A 13,728-nucleotide genomic window follows, 5' to 3' on the forward strand; every position below is an offset into this window, starting at 1 on the left:
GGTCTCAACGCCCGCAAACGCGCCGCGAAAATGTCGCGCGAGGCGATGTACGAAGTCATTCGCAGCCCGGTGATCACCGAGAAGGCGACCATCCTGAACGAGCGCGGCCAGGTCACGCTGCGTGTTGCGCTCGATGCGACGAAGCCCGAGATCAAGCTCGCGGTTGAGACGCTGTTCGGGGTGAAGGTGATGGGCGTGAATACGCTGATCACCAAGGGCAAGACGAAGCGGTTCCGCGGCCGGCCCGGCGTGCGGTCGGATGTCAAGAAGGCGATCGTGCAGCTGGCAGACGGCCAGTCGATCGACTTCACCACGAGCCTAAGCTGAGGCGACGGGAATAGGATCATGGCGCTAAAGCAATTCAATCCCGTCACGCCCAGCCTGCGCAACACCGTCTTGGTGTCGCGCAAGGAGCTGTGGAAAGGCAAGCCGGTTAAGGGCCTGACCGAGGGCAAGTCCTCCTCGGGCGGTCGCAACAACCATGGCCGCACCACTGTTCGGTTCCGGGGCGGCGGACACAAGCAGACTTACCGCATCGTCGATTTCAAGCGGCGCAAGTGGGATGTCGCGGCTCGCGTGGAGCGGATCGAATATGATCCGAACCGCACCGCCTTCATCGCGCTGATCAAGTATGCCGATGGCGAGCTGGCCTATATCATCGCGCCGCAGCGCCTGTCGGTCGGCGACAATGTGGTTGCCGGCCAGCGCGCGGATATCAAGCCCGGCAATGCGATGCCGCTGGCGGCGATCCCGGTTGGCACGATCATCCACAATATCGAGATGAAGGAAGGCGCGGGCGCCAAGGTTGCCCGCTCGGCCGGAACCTTCGCCCAGCTCGTCGGCAAGGATGCGGGCTATGCCCAGGTCAAGCTGATGTCGGGCGAGCTTCGCGTGGTTCGCGCTGAGTGCATGGCGACGATTGGTGCCGTGTCCAACGCCGACAACTCGAATATCCATATCGGCAAGGCGGGACGTTCCCGCTGGCTCGGCCGCCGCCCGCATAACCGTGGCGTCGTGATGAACCCGGTCGATCATCCGCACGGCGGCGGCGAAGGTCGCACCTCGGGCGGTCGTCATCCGGTTACGCCTTGGGGCAAGCCGACCAAGGGTTACAAGACTCGCGTCAACAAGCGGACGGACAAGTTGATCATCCGCCGGCGCAACAAGAGCAAGGGCTGATTCATGGCACGCTCCGTTTGGAAAGGCCCGTTCGTGGACGGGTACCTCCTGAACAAGGCCGAGACGTCACGCGCCTCTGGCCGCAACGAGATCATCAAGATCTGGTCGCGCAGGTCGACGATTCTGCCGCAGTTCATCGGCCTCACCTTCGGGGTCTATAACGGGCACAAGTTCCTGCCCGTGGTGGTGAACGAGAATATGGTGGGTCACAAATTCGGCGAGTTCTCGCCGACGCGGACCTTCACCGGCCATTCGGCGGACAAGAAGGCGAAGCGGGGCTGATTCATGAGCAAGCCAAAAACCCCTCGTAAGCTGGCTGAGACTGAAGCTCAGGCTCTGGTCAGCAATATCCGCGTGAGCCCGCGCAAGCTGAACCTGGTGGCGGGCATGATCCGCAACCAGCCGGCGGCGAAAGCTGTCGCGACGCTGACCTTCAGCAAGAAGCGGATCGCCCAGGATGTTCGCAAGGCACTGCAGAGCGCCATCGCGAATGCCGAGAACAATCATCAGCTCGACGTCGATCGGCTGGTGGTGACGCGCGCCGAGGTTGGCCGCTCGATCGTCATGCGCCGCTTCCAGGCGCGCGGTCGCGGTCGCGCTTCCCGCGTCGAGAAGTGGTTCGCCCATCTCAGGATCGTCGTTGCCGAGCGGGCGCAGGAAGCGGCCGCGCCCGAGACTACGCAGGAGGCCGCGTAACATGGGTCACAAAGTTAACCCGATTGGCTTGCGGCTTGGCATCAACCGCACCTGGGAGAGCCGCTGGTTCGCGAACCGCGACTACGCGAAGCTTCTCCATGAGGATCTGAAGCTCCGCCTGTTCCTGCGCCGCCGTTTGTCCGGCGCCGGCGTTTCCCGCGTGGTAATCGAGCGCCCGGCGAAGAAGCCGCGCGTCACGATCTATGCGGCGCGTCCCGGCGTCGTCATCGGAAAGAAGGGCCAGGACATCGAGGTCCTCCGCAAGGAACTGACTGCGATTGCCGGCGCCGAGGTCTCGCTGAACATCGTCGAGATCCGCAAGCCCGAGATCGACGCGACCTTGGTGGCCGAGAACATCGCCCAGCAGCTTGAGCGGCGGGTTGCTTTCCGCCGCGCCATGAAGCGTGCGGTGCAGTCCGCCATGCGCCTCGGCGCGCAGGGCATTCGCATCAATTGCGGTGGCCGCCTCGGCGGTGCCGAAATCGCGCGGATGGAGTGGTATCGCGAGGGCCGGGTGCCGTTGCACACGCTACGCGCGGATATCGATTACGGCGTCGCGACCGCCAAGACGACCTATGGCACTTGCGGGGTCAAGGTTTGGGTCTTCAAGGGCGAAATCCTGGCGCACGATCCCATGGCGCAGGACCGCAAGGCCGCCGAACAAGCGCCGCAGCGGTAGGACACGGAACAGGTTCATGCTTTCTCCCAAGCGCACGAAATACCGCAAGGCGCATAAGGGCCGTATTCACGGTCTCGCCAAGGGTAACACGCAGCTCAACTTCGGCGCCTTCGGCCTCAAGGCCTTGGAGCCGGAGCGCATCACGGCTCGCCAGATCGAGGCGGCTCGCCGCGCGATCACCCGCGCCATGAAGCGCACGGGCCGCGTCTGGATCCGCATCTTTCCGGATGTGCCGGTGTCGCAGAAGCCGGCCGAAGTCCGCATGGGCTCCGGCAAGGGCAGCCCGGAATTCTGGGTCGCTCGCGTGAAGCCCGGCCGCATTATGTTCGAGATCGATGGCGTCTCCAACGAGATCGCGCAGATGGCGCTGACGCTCGGTGCGGCGAAGCTGCCGATCAAGACCAAGTTCGTCACCCGCATCGGAGAGGCGTGAGATGAGCAAGGAAGCTACCGACACCCGGGCCAAGACCCCGGATGAGCTGACCGCCCGGCTGGTGGATTTACGCCGCGAGCAGTTCAACCTGCGTTTCCAGCGCGCGACGGGGCAGAACGACAGCGTTGCCCGCGTGAAAGTGGTCCGTCGCGAAATCGCGCGGGTCAAGACGATCATTTCGGAGCGCGGTCGCGCTTCGGCAAAAGCCTGAGGAGATAAGGGCGATGTCTAGGCGCGTCCTATCGGGGCGAGTAGTGAGCGACAAGATGGACAAGACCTGTACGGTCCTGGTCGAGCGTCGCGTCATGCACCCGCTGTACAAGAAGTTCATTCGTCGTTCGAAGCGCTATGCCGCGCATGACGAGGAGAATGTCTGCAAGACCGGCGACCTGGTGCGGATCGAGGAATGCCCCCCGATCAGCAAGCGCAAGGCCTGGCAGGTGATCGAGCGCAACGGTGCGCTGCTTGGCGAGTTCGCCGAGCAGACCTCCGCGGCGGCGTGAGGAGAGTCCGATGATCAGCGCTGAAAGCAACCTCGAGGTTGCGGATAATTCGGGCGCGCGCCGTGTGCAGTGCATCAAGGTGCTCGGCGGCTCCAAGCGTAAGACGGCATCGGTCGGCGACGTGATCGTGGTCTCCGTGAAGGATGCCATTCCGCGCGGCAAGGTGAAGAAGGGCGACGTGCACCAGGCGGTGATCGTGCGCACGTCCTATCCGGTGCGTCGTTCGGACGGCAGCGCGATCCGCTTCGACCGCAATGCGGCGGTGCTGATCAACAAGCAGCTTGAGCCGATCGGCACGCGTATTTTCGGGCCGGTGGTGCGAGAGCTGCGGGCGCGGAAGTTCATGAAAATCATCAGCCTCGCGCCGGAGGTGCTGTAATCATGGCCGCGCGTATCCGTAAGGATGACGAGGTTCTCGTCATCGCAGGCTCGGATAAGGGTAGCCGCGGTAAGGTGCTGCGGGTGATCCCGAAGCTCAATCGCGCTGTGGTGCAGGGCGTGGCGCTTGCCACGAAGCATCAGAAGCCATCGGGCCCGAATCAGGGCGGAAAGGTATCCCAGGAGCGGGCGATCGATCTGTCGAACCTGGCGCTGATCGATCCGAAGACGGGTCAGAAGACCAAGGTGTCGTTCCGCGTTCTGGAAGGTGGGGACAAGGTCCGCATCGCCCGGAAGACCGGCGCGGTCATCGAGAGCTGAGGAGGCAGAGGTGAGCGAAACACAGGCTAAGCCGCGCCTCCAGGCGCTGTATGAATCCGAGATGCGCGATGCGCTCCGCAAGGAGTTCAGCTACGGCAATGTCATGGAAGTGCCGCGGCTGCAGAAGATCGTGATCAACATGGGCGTGGGCGAGGCGGCGGCGGACCAGAAGAAGCTGGATGCCGCGGTGTCCGAGCTGACGCTGATCAGCGGGCAGCGCCCGGTGAAGACGGTGGCCAAGAAGGCGATCGCCGGCTTCAAGATCCGCAAGGGTCTGCCGATCGGCTGCAAGGTCACACTGCGTCAGGCGCGGATGTACGAGTTCCTTGACCGTCTGGTGACGATCGCGCTGCCTCGCGTGCGGGATTTTCGCGGCATCACCGGCAAGGGTTTCGACGGGCGCGGCAACTTCGCCATGGGCCTGAAGGAACAGATCATCTTCCCGGAGATCGTCTACGACAAGGTCGAGTCGATCCGCGGCATGGACATCGTATTCGTGACGAATGCGAAGACCGATGCGGAAGCGAAGGCCCTTCTCAAGGGCTTCTCGATCCCCTTCGCCAACTGAGCTTAACGAGACGCGTTTAGGAAAACCGCGGCCACGCCTTGCGCGACGGCCGATAGGTTCCGGAGGATATAGACAGGATGGCCAAAACTTCCCAGGTCAACCGCAACGCGAAGCGCCAGGCTATGGTGATTCGCGACAAGTCCAAGCGGGCTGCCCTTAAGTCGATCTTGAAGGACCGCGAGGTCCCGGTCGAAGAGCGTTTCGAGGCCTCGGTGCGTCTTGCACAGTTGCCGCGCAACGGTTCGCGGACTCGCGTGCGCTTGCGTTGCGAGCTGACCGGACGTTCGCGCGGAAATTATCGCAAGTTCCGCCTTTGCCGCATCGCTTTGCGCGACCTCGCCAGCTCGGGTCAGATCCCGGGCATGGTGAAGGCCAGCTGGTAGGGGGATCAACGATGTCGATGTCCGATCCCTTAGGGGATATGCTTACCCGCATCCGCAATGCGCAGCGGGCGAACCACGCGGTTTGCGTGGCGCCGGCTTCGCAGCTGCGAGCCAATGTGCTGAACGTGTTGCAGCGTGAAGGCTTCATCCGCGGCTTTTCCAGTGAGGAATTGCGGCCCGGCCTGGCGCAGCTTCGCATCGAGCTGAAATACAATGAGGGGCAGCCGGTGATCAAAGAGATCACCCGCGTCTCCCGCCCCGGCCGCCGCGTCTACTCGAAGATCCGCGAGTTGCCGCGTGTCTATAGCGGCCTCGGCGTGTCGATTTTATCGACGCCGCGCGGGGTGTTGAGCGACCAGGAGGCCCGCGCCGCCAATGTTGGCGGCGAAGTCCTCTGCCGGGTCTTCTGAGGGGGCTGGATCAATGTCACGCGTAGGCAAATATCCGGTCGAGATCCCGAAGGGCGTCGAGGTCAACGTCGTCAATGGCATCCTCATCGCCAAGGGCAAGCTCGGCGAGCAGCGGCTGACTTTGACCGAACTGGTCGATGTCACAGTCGAGGACGGCAAGGTTTCGGTCGCCCCGCGGTCGAAGGAAGCGCCGTCGCGCATGATGTGGGGCACCACGCGCTCCCTCATCGCGAATGTGCTGAAGGGCGTCTCCACCGGCTTCGAAGTCGGAATGGAGATCACCGGCACCGGTTACCGGGCGTCGGTGCAGGGCAAGAACCTGGTCATGAACCTCGGCTTCTCGCATGACGTCGTGTTTCCGGTTCCTGAGGGGATCAGCATCAACTGCCCGCGCCCGATCGAAATCAGGGTCAAGGGCATGGACAAGCGGCAGGTCGGCCAGGTGGCTTCGGAAATCCGTGGATGGCGCCCCCCGGAGCCCTACAAGGGCAAGGGCGTGCGCTACCTGACCGAAACCATCCGCCGCAAGGAAGGCAAGAAGAAGTAATGAGCGCGAACCAGGATCTCCGGCAGCGCCGGCGGGAACGTCTGCGCTACCAGCTTCGCCAGAAGTCCGGTGGCCGGTTGCGGCTTTCGGTGTTTCGCTCCGGCAAGCACATCTATGCCCAGGTCATCGACGATGTGGCCGGCCGCACTTTGGCCGCCGCATCCAGCCTGGACAAGGATCTGAAGGCCGGGCTGAAGACGGGCGCGGACAAGGACGCGGCGGCGGCGGTCGGCAAACTCGTCGCCGAGCGCGCGGTGGCGGCTGGCGTGAAGGAAGTGGTCTTCGACCGCGGCGCCTATTTGTATCACGGGCGCGTCAAGGCGCTGGCGGAGGCTGCCCGCGAGGGCGGCCTGGCCTTCTGAGGGATTTGTAGATGGCACGGGAAGCAAGGGACAGCGGCCGCGGCGGACAGCGCGACCGTGACCATAGCGACGAGTTCATCGACAAGCTGGTCACCATCAACCGCGTGGCCAAGGTGGTGAAGGGCGGCCGTCGTTTCGCATTCGCAGCCTTGGTGGTGGTGGGTGACCAGAAGGGCCGCGTTGGCTTCGGCGCCGGTAAGGCGCGTGAAGTGCCCGAGGCGATCCGCAAGGCGACCGAGCGGGCCAAGCGCGGCCTGATCCGGGTGCCGATGAAGGAAGGCCGCACGCTGCATCATGACGCGCTCGGCCACTACGGCGCGGGCAAGGTCATCCTGCGCGCCGCACCGGCCGGCACCGGCATCATCGCCGGCGGCCCAATGCGCGCCGTGCTGGAGACTTTGGGGATCGGCGATGTCGTCGCGAAATCGATGGGCAGCCGCAACCCGCATAACATGATCAAGGCGACCTTCGACGCCCTGCAGAACTGCGCGAGCCCCCGCTCGGTCGCGTCGCGCCGCGGCAAGAAGGTCAATGACATCCTGGGCAAGCGCGATGCCCCGGCGGAGGCAGCGGATGCCGCTTGAGAAACCCCGCGTGAAGGTCACGCAGATCACCTCCGGCAATGGGCAGAAGCCCGGCCAGCAGGCGACCTTGATCGGTCTCGGCCTCAACAAGATCGGCCGCACGCGTGAGGTGGAAGACACCCCCTCGACGCGCGGCATGATCCGCAAGGTTGCTCATCTCATTCGTGTCGAGGAGCGGTCCTGACCTGATCGGGGCCAAGGATAGCAGACGATGAAGCTCAACGAACTGCGCGATAACAAGGGTGCGCGGCCCACTTCCAAGCGGCTTGGCCGTGGCATTGGCTCGGGCAAGGGCAAGACCTCCGGCAAGGGCGTCAAGGGCCAGAAGGCGCGTGAGGGCGTGAGCCTGAACGGCTTCGAGGGCGGCCAGCTGCCGATCTACCGGCGGCTACCCAAGCGCGGCTTCCGCAATGTGTCGCGCAAGCAGTTCTCGCCGATCAATCTGGACACGCTGGAGAAGGCCCTGGCGGACGGCAAGATCGACGCTGGCCAGACCATCACCGAGGCCAGTCTGCGCGCGGCCGGGCTGATCGGCCATAACAAGACGGACGGTGTTCGTCTGCTGGCTCGTGGCGAGATCACTCGCGCGGTGACAATCGCGGTCAACGGCGCTTCGGCGACCGCGGTGGCCGCCATCGAGAAGGCGGGCGGCAAGGTAGAGCTGCCGGCAGAGAAGACCGCCGCGGCTTAGGCTGCGCGCGCTTCACCGGAGGCGCCGATCCAGTCACGCCGGCTAGGCCAGGTAACGGCCTAGAAACGGTGTGGATGTCGTCAGGCATCTCGTCGAATTCATAAAGGGCGGCCTGTCGCATGACTGGCCGCCCTTCGTTTCTTGCGGGATGATTTAGATTGACCCGCGCGGCGGCGGCGTAGCAAAGCACCGCCATGCGCCAGGAAAGCTTTTCTTTGACCTCGATCCGCGGATTCGCGGCGCTCTGGGTCTTCGGTCATCACCTCGATCTGATGCTTGGCGTGATGGGCTATCCGCTTTACGGCCCGGCGTTGAAGCCGGGCTATGTCTCGGTCGATATCTTCTTCATTCTCAGCGGCTTCATTCTGACCACGGTCTATCGCGGTCTCGAATGGCGTGGCGTTGGCCGCTTCCTGACCCGGCGCGTCTTCCGGGTCTATCCGATGCATCTATTCGTGCTTGGCGCCATGCTGGTGCTTTGGCTCGACCTCTATCTCAGACATGGGGTGCATGACCCGACACAGGAGTTGCGGTGGCTGCCGCTCCAGGCGCTGATGCTCCAGCCCTTTTTCTACCATCAGCTCATGTGGAACGCGGTGAGTTGGTCGGTCGCGGTCGAGCTGGTGTGCTACATCGTCTTTCCGCTGGTGATCATGCGGATGCGCCATGCGCCGATGTGGCTGCTGAGCCTGGCGATCCTGGTTCTGGCCCGGCTCGAAATCCATTTGCAGAATTATGATGTGGTGATCTGGGGTTGGGGGGCGGTGTTTCGCGGCTTGGTCGGATTCGGCCTCGGGCTCGCGATCCGGCTGGTGAGCGAGAAGTTCACGACGCCCTCCCGCGCAGTCGCGAGCGTGATCGAGCTTGTGGCCCTCGCGGGCATCGTCGCCTCGGTCGCCACCCAGCATGTGCCTTACGTGCCGCTCTTTGCCGCGATGCTGATCGTCGCTCTGTCCTGGGAGGCCGGGGTGGTCGCCTGGGTGCTGGGCTTCGGGGTGTGTTTCTGGCTCGGGCGGATTTCCTTCTCGGTTTATCTGCTGCATGCCGAGGCGATCGGCCAGATATGGTCGCGCTTCCCGCCGAGCCGGCTGCCCTTCTCGCATAGGGTGGACGGTATCGTGTGGTCGCTCATGACGGTCTGCATCGTCTTGGCGGTAGCCACCGTGACGTGGCGCCTGGTGGAGGAGCCTTGCCGGCGCTGGGGCGGCCGAATCGGGCGCAGGGTCCAGGCGGCGACGGTTCACGCCGTGCCAGCCTCCGCGCCGGCCGGTGCGGATTGAGGATCAGCGAAGGGCGGCGCGCTGGGTGACCTGCCCTCTCGGCGGCAGATAGGTCACGGCATCGCCGGTCCGAACCTCGCCTTCGCACTCAACGATGCCCACCAGCCCCCGGCGGCCTATCGCTGCCTTGGGGAATAGTGCTGCCAGTCGCGGCCGCCCATGCGCCGCAGCGAGTTTCTCGGCGGGGAAGCGGCAAGGCGCGTTTTGCTCGGTCACGAAGATCGTCGCGCCGGACGGGAACCGCAGCCGTGTTGCCGAGGGCAGCAAGCTGAGGCCGGGGGCTTCCGACAAGACGAGATTGGCGCCCAGCAACTCAGGCTGAACAACGGGAATATCCATCGCCCGGGCGACCTCGGCGCATTCCTCGACCGAAAGGAGAGAGATCTGCCGGGTATTGGCGATCGCGGTGCCGCGCTTGTGCCACGGCGTCCGCGCATCCGCCGCGCGCATAGGCCCCGCATGGCGGTCTCCGGCGATGCCCGTCAGGGTCAGGCACAGCGTCTCGACCCGGCGACTGACGAAGTCAGCACCGTCGGCGATGAGGAGCATGGCGACCTGCATGACGTAGCCTCCGGCGACAGCGCTTAGGCGTCAAGCCGGTTGGGGAATGCGCGATGAGCGGCCTCGAGACCCTCGACGGTTGTGAGCGGGAGCCGATTCTTCCGAGCCTGGGCTTCACGGATGGCGCGCCGTGTTTACGATGGTGACTTTGGGGCAAGGGCGGCTTAAGCAAGCGGGTAATGTCTGACAATAAAGTTCACGTCAAAAGACCGCGGACCGCGCGGCGTGCCGCCGGTTTAGGGAGCGCCACCAACCGAAGCGACGACGTGGCGGAGACGATCGGCCGTCGCATCGTAGGCGGCCAGACGCCTTCGGGCTCGACCCTGCCGCCGGAGCTGGAGCTTTGCGCCAGCCTGGGGGTCTCGCGCGCCGCGTTGCGCGAGGGGTTCAGGCTGCTGGCGGCGAAGGGCATGATCGTCGGGCGTCGCAAGCTCGGCACCATCGTGCGCCCGCTGGCGGACTGGAACATGCTCGATGCCTCGGTGCTCGCCTGGCATCTCGAGCAGGAGCCGTCCGAGGTTTACATCAACGGGCTGTTCGAGGCGCGCATGGTCGTCGAGCCCTCGGCCGCTGCCCTGGCCGCGCGCCGCGCGACGTCGGAGGAGGTAGCGCGGATCGCGGCCGCCTATCACGACATGGCGGTGGCTCAGGCGGCGGCGATGGATCGGGTGCCGCGCGACAGCGAGGATCATGACGAGACGGCGCGCACGGTCGCCGCGGATTTGCGATTCCACCAGGCGGTTCTGGCGGCGACGGGCAATTACTTTCTGTCGTCCTTCGTGGCGCTCATCGGTTCCTCGCTGAGAGCATCGTTCAGGCTCAACTGGCTCACGCAGTCCTCGGCGCCGGAATTGTCGCTGGGGCGGCACGAGGCGGTCTTGGAGGCGATCCGTGCGCGGTCGGAGGATGGCGCGCGAGAAGCGATGCAGGTGCTGCTCGACACCGCGGCGGAGGATGCGCGGCAGGCACTGGTGAAGGCGCGGCCTGCGGTCGGTGTTTCGTGATTGAGTGGCGGCGGGCGCTGTGGATGGGTAGCCCATCTACAGTCTGGGATCCGGCTTAGTTTTGACGAAAGAGTGCCGGATTGGCTGGGCCTGGATGGTCCATACCCAGCCAATCGCGGTCGTTACGGCATCCGTTACCCTAGATGTGTGCTTACGCTTCGGTTCCAGACGCAGGCATCCAAGTGGACGAGAGGTTGAGACGGCGCGTTGACGGCGGCAAGCCAAGTATAGACGGCGTTATCGGCGGCTGGAAGCTGGCCGTCGCGGGCTGCATATTCAAACGCGCTGCGCTAGCGCGTAGTTCTTCCCAGCGCTCTATTGAAGGCCTCACGACCGAAAGCCGTACTGATCGTGGCGGAGGTCCGCCGAAAGACGCTGGAGGTGCAGGCATAAATGCTCCTTTTTTTATAGCGTCCGTTCGATAATTCCTGACCGATTTCCAAATGATGAACGCGAGTAATCTCACTATTGAATGTCAGGGCGCCGAATTTGTAAGGGGCATATATTTTGGAACGGCGGCCTATCTTTGTTGCCGCTCAGATTCCGAGAAAATCGATGAAGATGATTAAAGGTATCGGGCACCAACCTGCGGCACCTCCCCTCATCGCGCTCAGCCGACAACGGCACTATCGCGCGCGAGTGAGGGCACGCTCACCCGAGGGGCACCGAAGGGGAACGCTACCCGCACCCCTAACCACGCGCGACCTCCCCACCCCGGAACGCCGCCGCCTTGAACACACCAAGGATGCGGATTGGCTGGGCTCGGACTGTTCCATGCCCAACCAATCGCGACCGTCACAACGTTACTGACGCGCAGTCAGCGCTGCAGCTCACTTTGACGGGGATCAGTAAACGCGAGAAGGGGGAAACATGATCGAGTAATTAATAGGGGTCACTGGATACGATTGAGTTGCGAGGGAAAAGCCGCCCAGCGTGAGCCGTCGCGGAGGAGCTACGGGCATCTGAGTTTGGCCTGGATTCGAGACCGTTGGGTAAGGCACGTTACCTCGGAAGGTCCGCGAATACATCACTCCGGCTCCAAGCGGGGTCGTCGCGCCCGGCATTGGATATTCGCCCCCCGTCGGGTACGGTGGCGGTAGGTCAACCTCCGGGATCGGCTGCATTACATGGTAGCCGGTGGTTCGGGAAATACTCATAAGCGTCCTCTTTGTTGGAAACGCCCGCTGTATAGTTTCCCTTCAATTTCCAAAATGTGAAGGTCAATAAATCTTGTTATTGACTCTGAGTTCGCATCATTTGCTTAAGGGCGTCGTCTCGGAAAACGAAGATTTATTTCTAGCCGTAATCCTGAACTTTGAGAAAACGGCTAGGTGCTGACCAAGGCAAGTCCGCACCAGCGCGCCGCGCTGCCCTGGCCTCCCTCGCCTTGCATGCCACCGCTGTGCTCAAGTCATCGGGCGCCTCTTCGAGCAAGTGCTGCATCGGTCGACGGCTCACCACACCCCTAATCGCTCTCACCCTTCCCACCCCGGAACGCCGCCGCCTTGAACACCCCCAGGATGCGAATCTCTCGCGAGAAGAATGCCAGCTCCTCCAGTGCCAGTCGTAGACGTGGCTGTTCCGGGTGGCCGTCCACTTCGCAGAGGAATTGCGTCGCGGTGAATTCGCCGCCGACCATGTAGCTTTCGAGCTTCGTCATGTTGACGCCGTTGGTCGCGAAGCCGCCCAGCGCCTTGTAGAGCGCGGCCGGCACGTTGCGGACACGGAACACGAAGGTCGTCATCAGGCCGGGCGTATCGGCGCTCGGCACTTCCGGCGCGCGGGCCGTCACGTAGAAGCGTGTCGTGTTGTGGGCCGCGTCCTCCACATTGCTGAGCAGAATGTCGAGCCCGTAGAGTTCCGCGGCCAAGGATGAGGCGATCGCGGCATCCTCCGGCCGGCCCCAGCTCGCGACCAAAGCCGCGCTGCCGGCGGTGTCGGCCTCGACGACCGGGGTTATGTCGCGCTCTCGCAACAGCCGGCGCACCTGGCCGAGGGCGACCGCGTGGCTATGGGCGCGGCGGACCTGCTCGATCGCGGTGCCGGGAACCGCGAGAAGGCAATGCTCGACCCGCTGGAAATGCTCGCCGATGATCGAGAGTCCGCTTTCCGGCAGCAGCGTATGGATATCCGGCACGCGCCCGGCGAGGCTGTTCTCACAGGGCAGCATGGCGAGGCGGGCGCGACCCTCATGCACGGCTTCCATCGCCGCCTCGAAGGTTTCGCAGGGCAGCGTCAGCATGCCGGGAAAAGCGGTGCGGCAGGCGAGATCGGAATAGGCGCCCGGCTGGCCTTGAAAGGAGATGAGGTCGGTCATGTCGTCTCCTGGGGCCGCGCGAGCACGGCGCGGGCACGTTCGAGGTCGGCGGGCGTATCGACGCCGAAGGGCGCGACATCGACGCGCGCGGCGCCGATCCGCATGCCGGCCTCCAAAAGCCGCAACTGCTCGAGGCTTTCGCGAATTTCGAGCGGGCTTTCGGGCAGGGCCACGAAGCGTTCCAGCGCGGCGCGGCGATAGGCGTAGACGCCGATGTGATGCCACAGCGGCCCCTCGCCCCAGGGGATCGCGGCGCGCGAGAAATACAGCACCGGGGCCAGATCGGCACCGTCCCGGAAAGCGCAGGCCGCCTTGACGACGCTGGAGGCGGCGGCCTCCTCGGTGCTTTCGACGGGAGCGACCAGCGTGCCGACATCGATGCCGGTCTCGGCGAGGGGCGCCAGCACGCGGTGGAGGAGTTGCGGCGGCAGGGTCGGCAGATCGCCCTGGAGATTGATCACCACGTCGTGCCGCCGGTCCGGGTCAAGCTGCGCCAGTGCGGCGGCGACACGGTCCGAGCCGCGCGGCAGAGCGGGGTCCGTTATCACCGCGATGCCGCCGGCGGCGCGGGTCGCCTCGGCCACCACTTCCTCGGAACAGGCGATGGCGACCGGGCCGAGATCGGCTTCCAGCGCGCGGTTCAGCACATGGACGATCATCGGCAGGCCGGCGATCAGCGCCATGGGTTTGCCGGGGAGCCGGAATGAGCCCATGCGGGCGGGGATAATGATGATGGGGGCCATGGTTCTCGGTCAGGGTGAGGGCCGCGGGGCGGGTTGATGCGCTGGTAGCCATTCCCTATGGTGCCCGCAAGTTCGGGGCGTCTTCGCGA

General features: G+C 64.3%; 23 protein-coding genes. 20 read left to right on the top strand and 3 right to left on the bottom strand.

The annotated features are described in order from the left end of the window. The first annotated feature begins 30 nt into the window (after positions 1 to 30). The 19 genes from GSQ92_RS14395 (at position 31) to GSQ92_RS14485 (ending at position 9,014) form a co-directional block, all read left to right on the top strand. Positions 31 to 327, top strand: a complete 297-nt coding sequence (locus GSQ92_RS14395; RefSeq protein ID WP_158806635.1) for a 50S ribosomal protein L23 — start codon at positions 31 to 33, stop codon at positions 325 to 327. Positions 328 to 345: 18 nt separating this feature from the next. Continuing rightward, a complete protein-coding gene (rplB, locus tag GSQ92_RS14400) occupies positions 346 to 1,179 on the top strand; it encodes a 50S ribosomal protein L2 (RefSeq protein ID WP_158806166.1) in 834 nt (277 codons plus the stop codon). A gap of 3 nt (positions 1,180 to 1,182) precedes the next feature. After that, positions 1,183 to 1,461: a 30S ribosomal protein S19 gene (gene rpsS / locus GSQ92_RS14405; RefSeq protein ID WP_158806168.1), complete on the top strand. Its 279-nt coding sequence runs from the start codon at positions 1,183 to 1,185 to the stop codon at positions 1,459 to 1,461. Between the two features lie 3 nt (positions 1,462 to 1,464). Then, positions 1,465 to 1,875 (top strand): 50S ribosomal protein L22, encoded by a 411-nt coding sequence (gene rplV / locus GSQ92_RS14410; RefSeq protein WP_158806170.1) that lies wholly within the window; start codon positions 1,465 to 1,467, stop codon positions 1,873 to 1,875. Between the two features lies 1 nt (position 1,876). Then, positions 1,877 to 2,554 carry a 30S ribosomal protein S3 gene (gene rpsC, locus GSQ92_RS14415; RefSeq protein WP_158806172.1) on the top strand — a complete coding sequence of 226 codons (678 nt, stop codon included), beginning with the start codon at positions 1,877 to 1,879 and terminating at the stop codon, positions 2,552 to 2,554. A gap of 16 nt (positions 2,555 to 2,570) precedes the next feature. Then, complete coding sequence (rplP, locus tag GSQ92_RS14420; protein WP_158806174.1) at positions 2,571 to 2,987, top strand: 50S ribosomal protein L16; 417 nt, start codon at positions 2,571 to 2,573, stop codon at positions 2,985 to 2,987. A gap of 1 nt (position 2,988) precedes the next feature. Then, positions 2,989 to 3,198 (top strand): 50S ribosomal protein L29, encoded by a 210-nt coding sequence (gene rpmC, locus GSQ92_RS14425; RefSeq protein WP_158806176.1) that lies wholly within the window; start codon positions 2,989 to 2,991, stop codon positions 3,196 to 3,198. Between the two features lie 13 nt (positions 3,199 to 3,211). After that, positions 3,212 to 3,490 (top strand): 30S ribosomal protein S17, encoded by a 279-nt coding sequence (gene rpsQ / locus GSQ92_RS14430; protein ID WP_158806178.1) that lies wholly within the window; start codon positions 3,212 to 3,214, stop codon positions 3,488 to 3,490. A 10-nt stretch (positions 3,491 to 3,500) separates the two neighbouring features. Further along, positions 3,501 to 3,869 carry a 50S ribosomal protein L14 gene (gene rplN, locus GSQ92_RS14435; protein ID WP_158806180.1) on the top strand — a complete coding sequence of 123 codons (369 nt, stop codon included), beginning with the start codon at positions 3,501 to 3,503 and terminating at the stop codon, positions 3,867 to 3,869. A gap of 2 nt (positions 3,870 to 3,871) precedes the next feature. Continuing rightward, the gene (gene rplX, locus GSQ92_RS14440; RefSeq protein ID WP_158806182.1) at positions 3,872 to 4,189 is read left to right on the top strand and encodes a 50S ribosomal protein L24; all 318 of its coding nucleotides are present in this window, start codon (positions 3,872 to 3,874) and stop codon (positions 4,187 to 4,189) included. Positions 4,190 to 4,199: 10 nt separating this feature from the next. Further along, entirely contained in the window at positions 4,200 to 4,757 is a 558-nt protein-coding gene (gene rplE / locus GSQ92_RS14445; protein ID WP_158806184.1) for a 50S ribosomal protein L5, read from the top strand. Between the two features lie 77 nt (positions 4,758 to 4,834). Next, positions 4,835 to 5,140, top strand: a complete 306-nt coding sequence (rpsN, locus tag GSQ92_RS14450) for a 30S ribosomal protein S14 (protein ID WP_158806186.1) — start codon at positions 4,835 to 4,837, stop codon at positions 5,138 to 5,140. A gap of 11 nt (positions 5,141 to 5,151) precedes the next feature. Beyond that, a complete protein-coding gene (rpsH, locus tag GSQ92_RS14455; protein WP_158806188.1) occupies positions 5,152 to 5,550 on the top strand; it encodes a 30S ribosomal protein S8 in 399 nt (132 codons plus the stop codon). 13 nt (positions 5,551 to 5,563) lie between these two features. After that, the gene (gene rplF, locus GSQ92_RS14460; RefSeq protein WP_158806190.1) at positions 5,564 to 6,097 is read left to right on the top strand and encodes a 50S ribosomal protein L6; all 534 of its coding nucleotides are present in this window, start codon (positions 5,564 to 5,566) and stop codon (positions 6,095 to 6,097) included. Further along, the gene (gene rplR, locus GSQ92_RS14465) at positions 6,097 to 6,459 is read left to right on the top strand and encodes a 50S ribosomal protein L18 (RefSeq protein ID WP_158806191.1); all 363 of its coding nucleotides are present in this window, start codon (positions 6,097 to 6,099) and stop codon (positions 6,457 to 6,459) included. The genes rplF and rplR overlap by 1 nt, the downstream gene beginning before the upstream one ends. A gap of 11 nt (positions 6,460 to 6,470) precedes the next feature. Next, entirely contained in the window at positions 6,471 to 7,043 is a 573-nt protein-coding gene (rpsE, locus tag GSQ92_RS14470; RefSeq protein ID WP_158806193.1) for a 30S ribosomal protein S5, read from the top strand. Next, complete coding sequence (gene rpmD, locus GSQ92_RS14475) at positions 7,033 to 7,227, top strand: 50S ribosomal protein L30 (RefSeq protein WP_216850614.1); 195 nt, start codon at positions 7,033 to 7,035, stop codon at positions 7,225 to 7,227. Before rpsE ends, rpmD begins: the two co-directional genes overlap by 11 nt. 27 nt (positions 7,228 to 7,254) lie before the next feature. Beyond that, positions 7,255 to 7,734: a 50S ribosomal protein L15 gene (rplO, locus tag GSQ92_RS14480; RefSeq protein ID WP_158806197.1), complete on the top strand. Its 480-nt coding sequence runs from the start codon at positions 7,255 to 7,257 to the stop codon at positions 7,732 to 7,734. 215 nt (positions 7,735 to 7,949) lie between these two features. Beyond that, the gene (locus GSQ92_RS14485; protein ID WP_158806199.1) at positions 7,950 to 9,014 is read left to right on the top strand and encodes an acyltransferase; all 1,065 of its coding nucleotides are present in this window, start codon (positions 7,950 to 7,952) and stop codon (positions 9,012 to 9,014) included. Positions 9,015 to 9,017: 3 nt separating this feature from the next. Here GSQ92_RS14485 and GSQ92_RS14490 read toward each other — a convergent pair whose 3' ends face one another. Continuing rightward, entirely contained in the window at positions 9,018 to 9,575 is a 558-nt protein-coding gene (locus GSQ92_RS14490) for an MOSC domain-containing protein (protein WP_159013633.1), read from the bottom strand. 179 nt (positions 9,576 to 9,754) lie between these two features. Here GSQ92_RS14490 and GSQ92_RS14495 point away from each other — a divergent pair, with 179 nt between their 5' ends. Continuing rightward, positions 9,755 to 10,579: a FadR/GntR family transcriptional regulator gene (locus GSQ92_RS14495; RefSeq protein ID WP_158806202.1), complete on the top strand. Its 825-nt coding sequence runs from the start codon at positions 9,755 to 9,757 to the stop codon at positions 10,577 to 10,579. Between the two features lie 1,465 nt (positions 10,580 to 12,044). On the opposite strand, the gene GSQ92_RS14500 is transcribed toward GSQ92_RS14495, so the two are convergent. Together GSQ92_RS14500 and GSQ92_RS14505 are read right to left on the bottom strand one after the other, a co-directional pair. Continuing rightward, positions 12,045 to 12,896 (bottom strand): prephenate dehydratase, encoded by an 852-nt coding sequence (locus GSQ92_RS14500; protein WP_158806204.1) that lies wholly within the window; start codon positions 12,894 to 12,896, stop codon positions 12,045 to 12,047. Continuing rightward, positions 12,893 to 13,639, bottom strand: a complete 747-nt coding sequence (locus GSQ92_RS14505) for a 3-deoxy-manno-octulosonate cytidylyltransferase (protein WP_158806206.1) — start codon at positions 13,637 to 13,639, stop codon at positions 12,893 to 12,895. The genes GSQ92_RS14500 and GSQ92_RS14505 overlap by 4 nt, the downstream gene beginning before the upstream one ends. Between the last annotated feature and the right edge of the window lie 89 nt (positions 13,640 to 13,728).

The organism is Acidisoma sp. S159, from assembly GCF_009766125.1.
Classification (GTDB): domain Bacteria; phylum Pseudomonadota; class Alphaproteobacteria; order Acetobacterales; family Acetobacteraceae; genus Acidisoma.

What these genes read in the sequence shown, in the direction of transcription:
- GSQ92_RS14490 (WP_159013633.1), bottom strand. Translation starts at nt 9,575, where the DNA reads ATGCAGGTCGCCATGCTCCTCATCGCCGACGGTGCTGACTTCGTCAGT.
- GSQ92_RS14500 (WP_158806204.1), bottom strand. Translation starts at nt 12,896, where the DNA reads ATGACCGACCTCATCTCCTTTCAAGGCCAGCCGGGCGCCTATTCCGAT.
- rplN (WP_158806180.1), top strand. Translation starts at nt 3,501, where the DNA reads ATGATCAGCGCTGAAAGCAACCTCGAGGTTGCGGATAATTCGGGCGCG.
- rpsS (WP_158806168.1), top strand. Translation starts at nt 1,183, where the DNA reads ATGGCACGCTCCGTTTGGAAAGGCCCGTTCGTGGACGGGTACCTCCTG.
- rplX (WP_158806182.1), top strand. Translation starts at nt 3,872, where the DNA reads ATGGCCGCGCGTATCCGTAAGGATGACGAGGTTCTCGTCATCGCAGGC.
- rplR (WP_158806191.1), top strand. Translation starts at nt 6,097, where the DNA reads ATGAGCGCGAACCAGGATCTCCGGCAGCGCCGGCGGGAACGTCTGCGC.
- rpsE (WP_158806193.1), top strand. Translation starts at nt 6,471, where the DNA reads ATGGCACGGGAAGCAAGGGACAGCGGCCGCGGCGGACAGCGCGACCGT.
- GSQ92_RS14505 (WP_158806206.1), bottom strand. Translation starts at nt 13,639, where the DNA reads ATGGCCCCCATCATCATTATCCCCGCCCGCATGGGCTCATTCCGGCTC.
- rpmD (WP_216850614.1), top strand. Translation starts at nt 7,033, where the DNA reads ATGCCGCTTGAGAAACCCCGCGTGAAGGTCACGCAGATCACCTCCGGC.
- rpsQ (WP_158806178.1), top strand. Translation starts at nt 3,212, where the DNA reads ATGTCTAGGCGCGTCCTATCGGGGCGAGTAGTGAGCGACAAGATGGAC.
- GSQ92_RS14395 (WP_158806635.1), top strand. Translation starts at nt 31, where the DNA reads ATGTCGCGCGAGGCGATGTACGAAGTCATTCGCAGCCCGGTGATCACC.
- rpmC (WP_158806176.1), top strand. Translation starts at nt 2,989, where the DNA reads ATGAGCAAGGAAGCTACCGACACCCGGGCCAAGACCCCGGATGAGCTG.
- rpsN (WP_158806186.1), top strand. Translation starts at nt 4,835, where the DNA reads ATGGCCAAAACTTCCCAGGTCAACCGCAACGCGAAGCGCCAGGCTATG.
- GSQ92_RS14495 (WP_158806202.1), top strand. Translation starts at nt 9,755, where the DNA reads ATGTCTGACAATAAAGTTCACGTCAAAAGACCGCGGACCGCGCGGCGT.
- rplO (WP_158806197.1), top strand. Translation starts at nt 7,255, where the DNA reads ATGAAGCTCAACGAACTGCGCGATAACAAGGGTGCGCGGCCCACTTCC.
- rplB (WP_158806166.1), top strand. Translation starts at nt 346, where the DNA reads ATGGCGCTAAAGCAATTCAATCCCGTCACGCCCAGCCTGCGCAACACC.
- rplP (WP_158806174.1), top strand. Translation starts at nt 2,571, where the DNA reads ATGCTTTCTCCCAAGCGCACGAAATACCGCAAGGCGCATAAGGGCCGT.
- rplV (WP_158806170.1), top strand. Translation starts at nt 1,465, where the DNA reads ATGAGCAAGCCAAAAACCCCTCGTAAGCTGGCTGAGACTGAAGCTCAG.
- rplF (WP_158806190.1), top strand. Translation starts at nt 5,564, where the DNA reads ATGTCACGCGTAGGCAAATATCCGGTCGAGATCCCGAAGGGCGTCGAG.
- rpsH (WP_158806188.1), top strand. Translation starts at nt 5,152, where the DNA reads ATGTCGATGTCCGATCCCTTAGGGGATATGCTTACCCGCATCCGCAAT.
- rpsC (WP_158806172.1), top strand. Translation starts at nt 1,877, where the DNA reads ATGGGTCACAAAGTTAACCCGATTGGCTTGCGGCTTGGCATCAACCGC.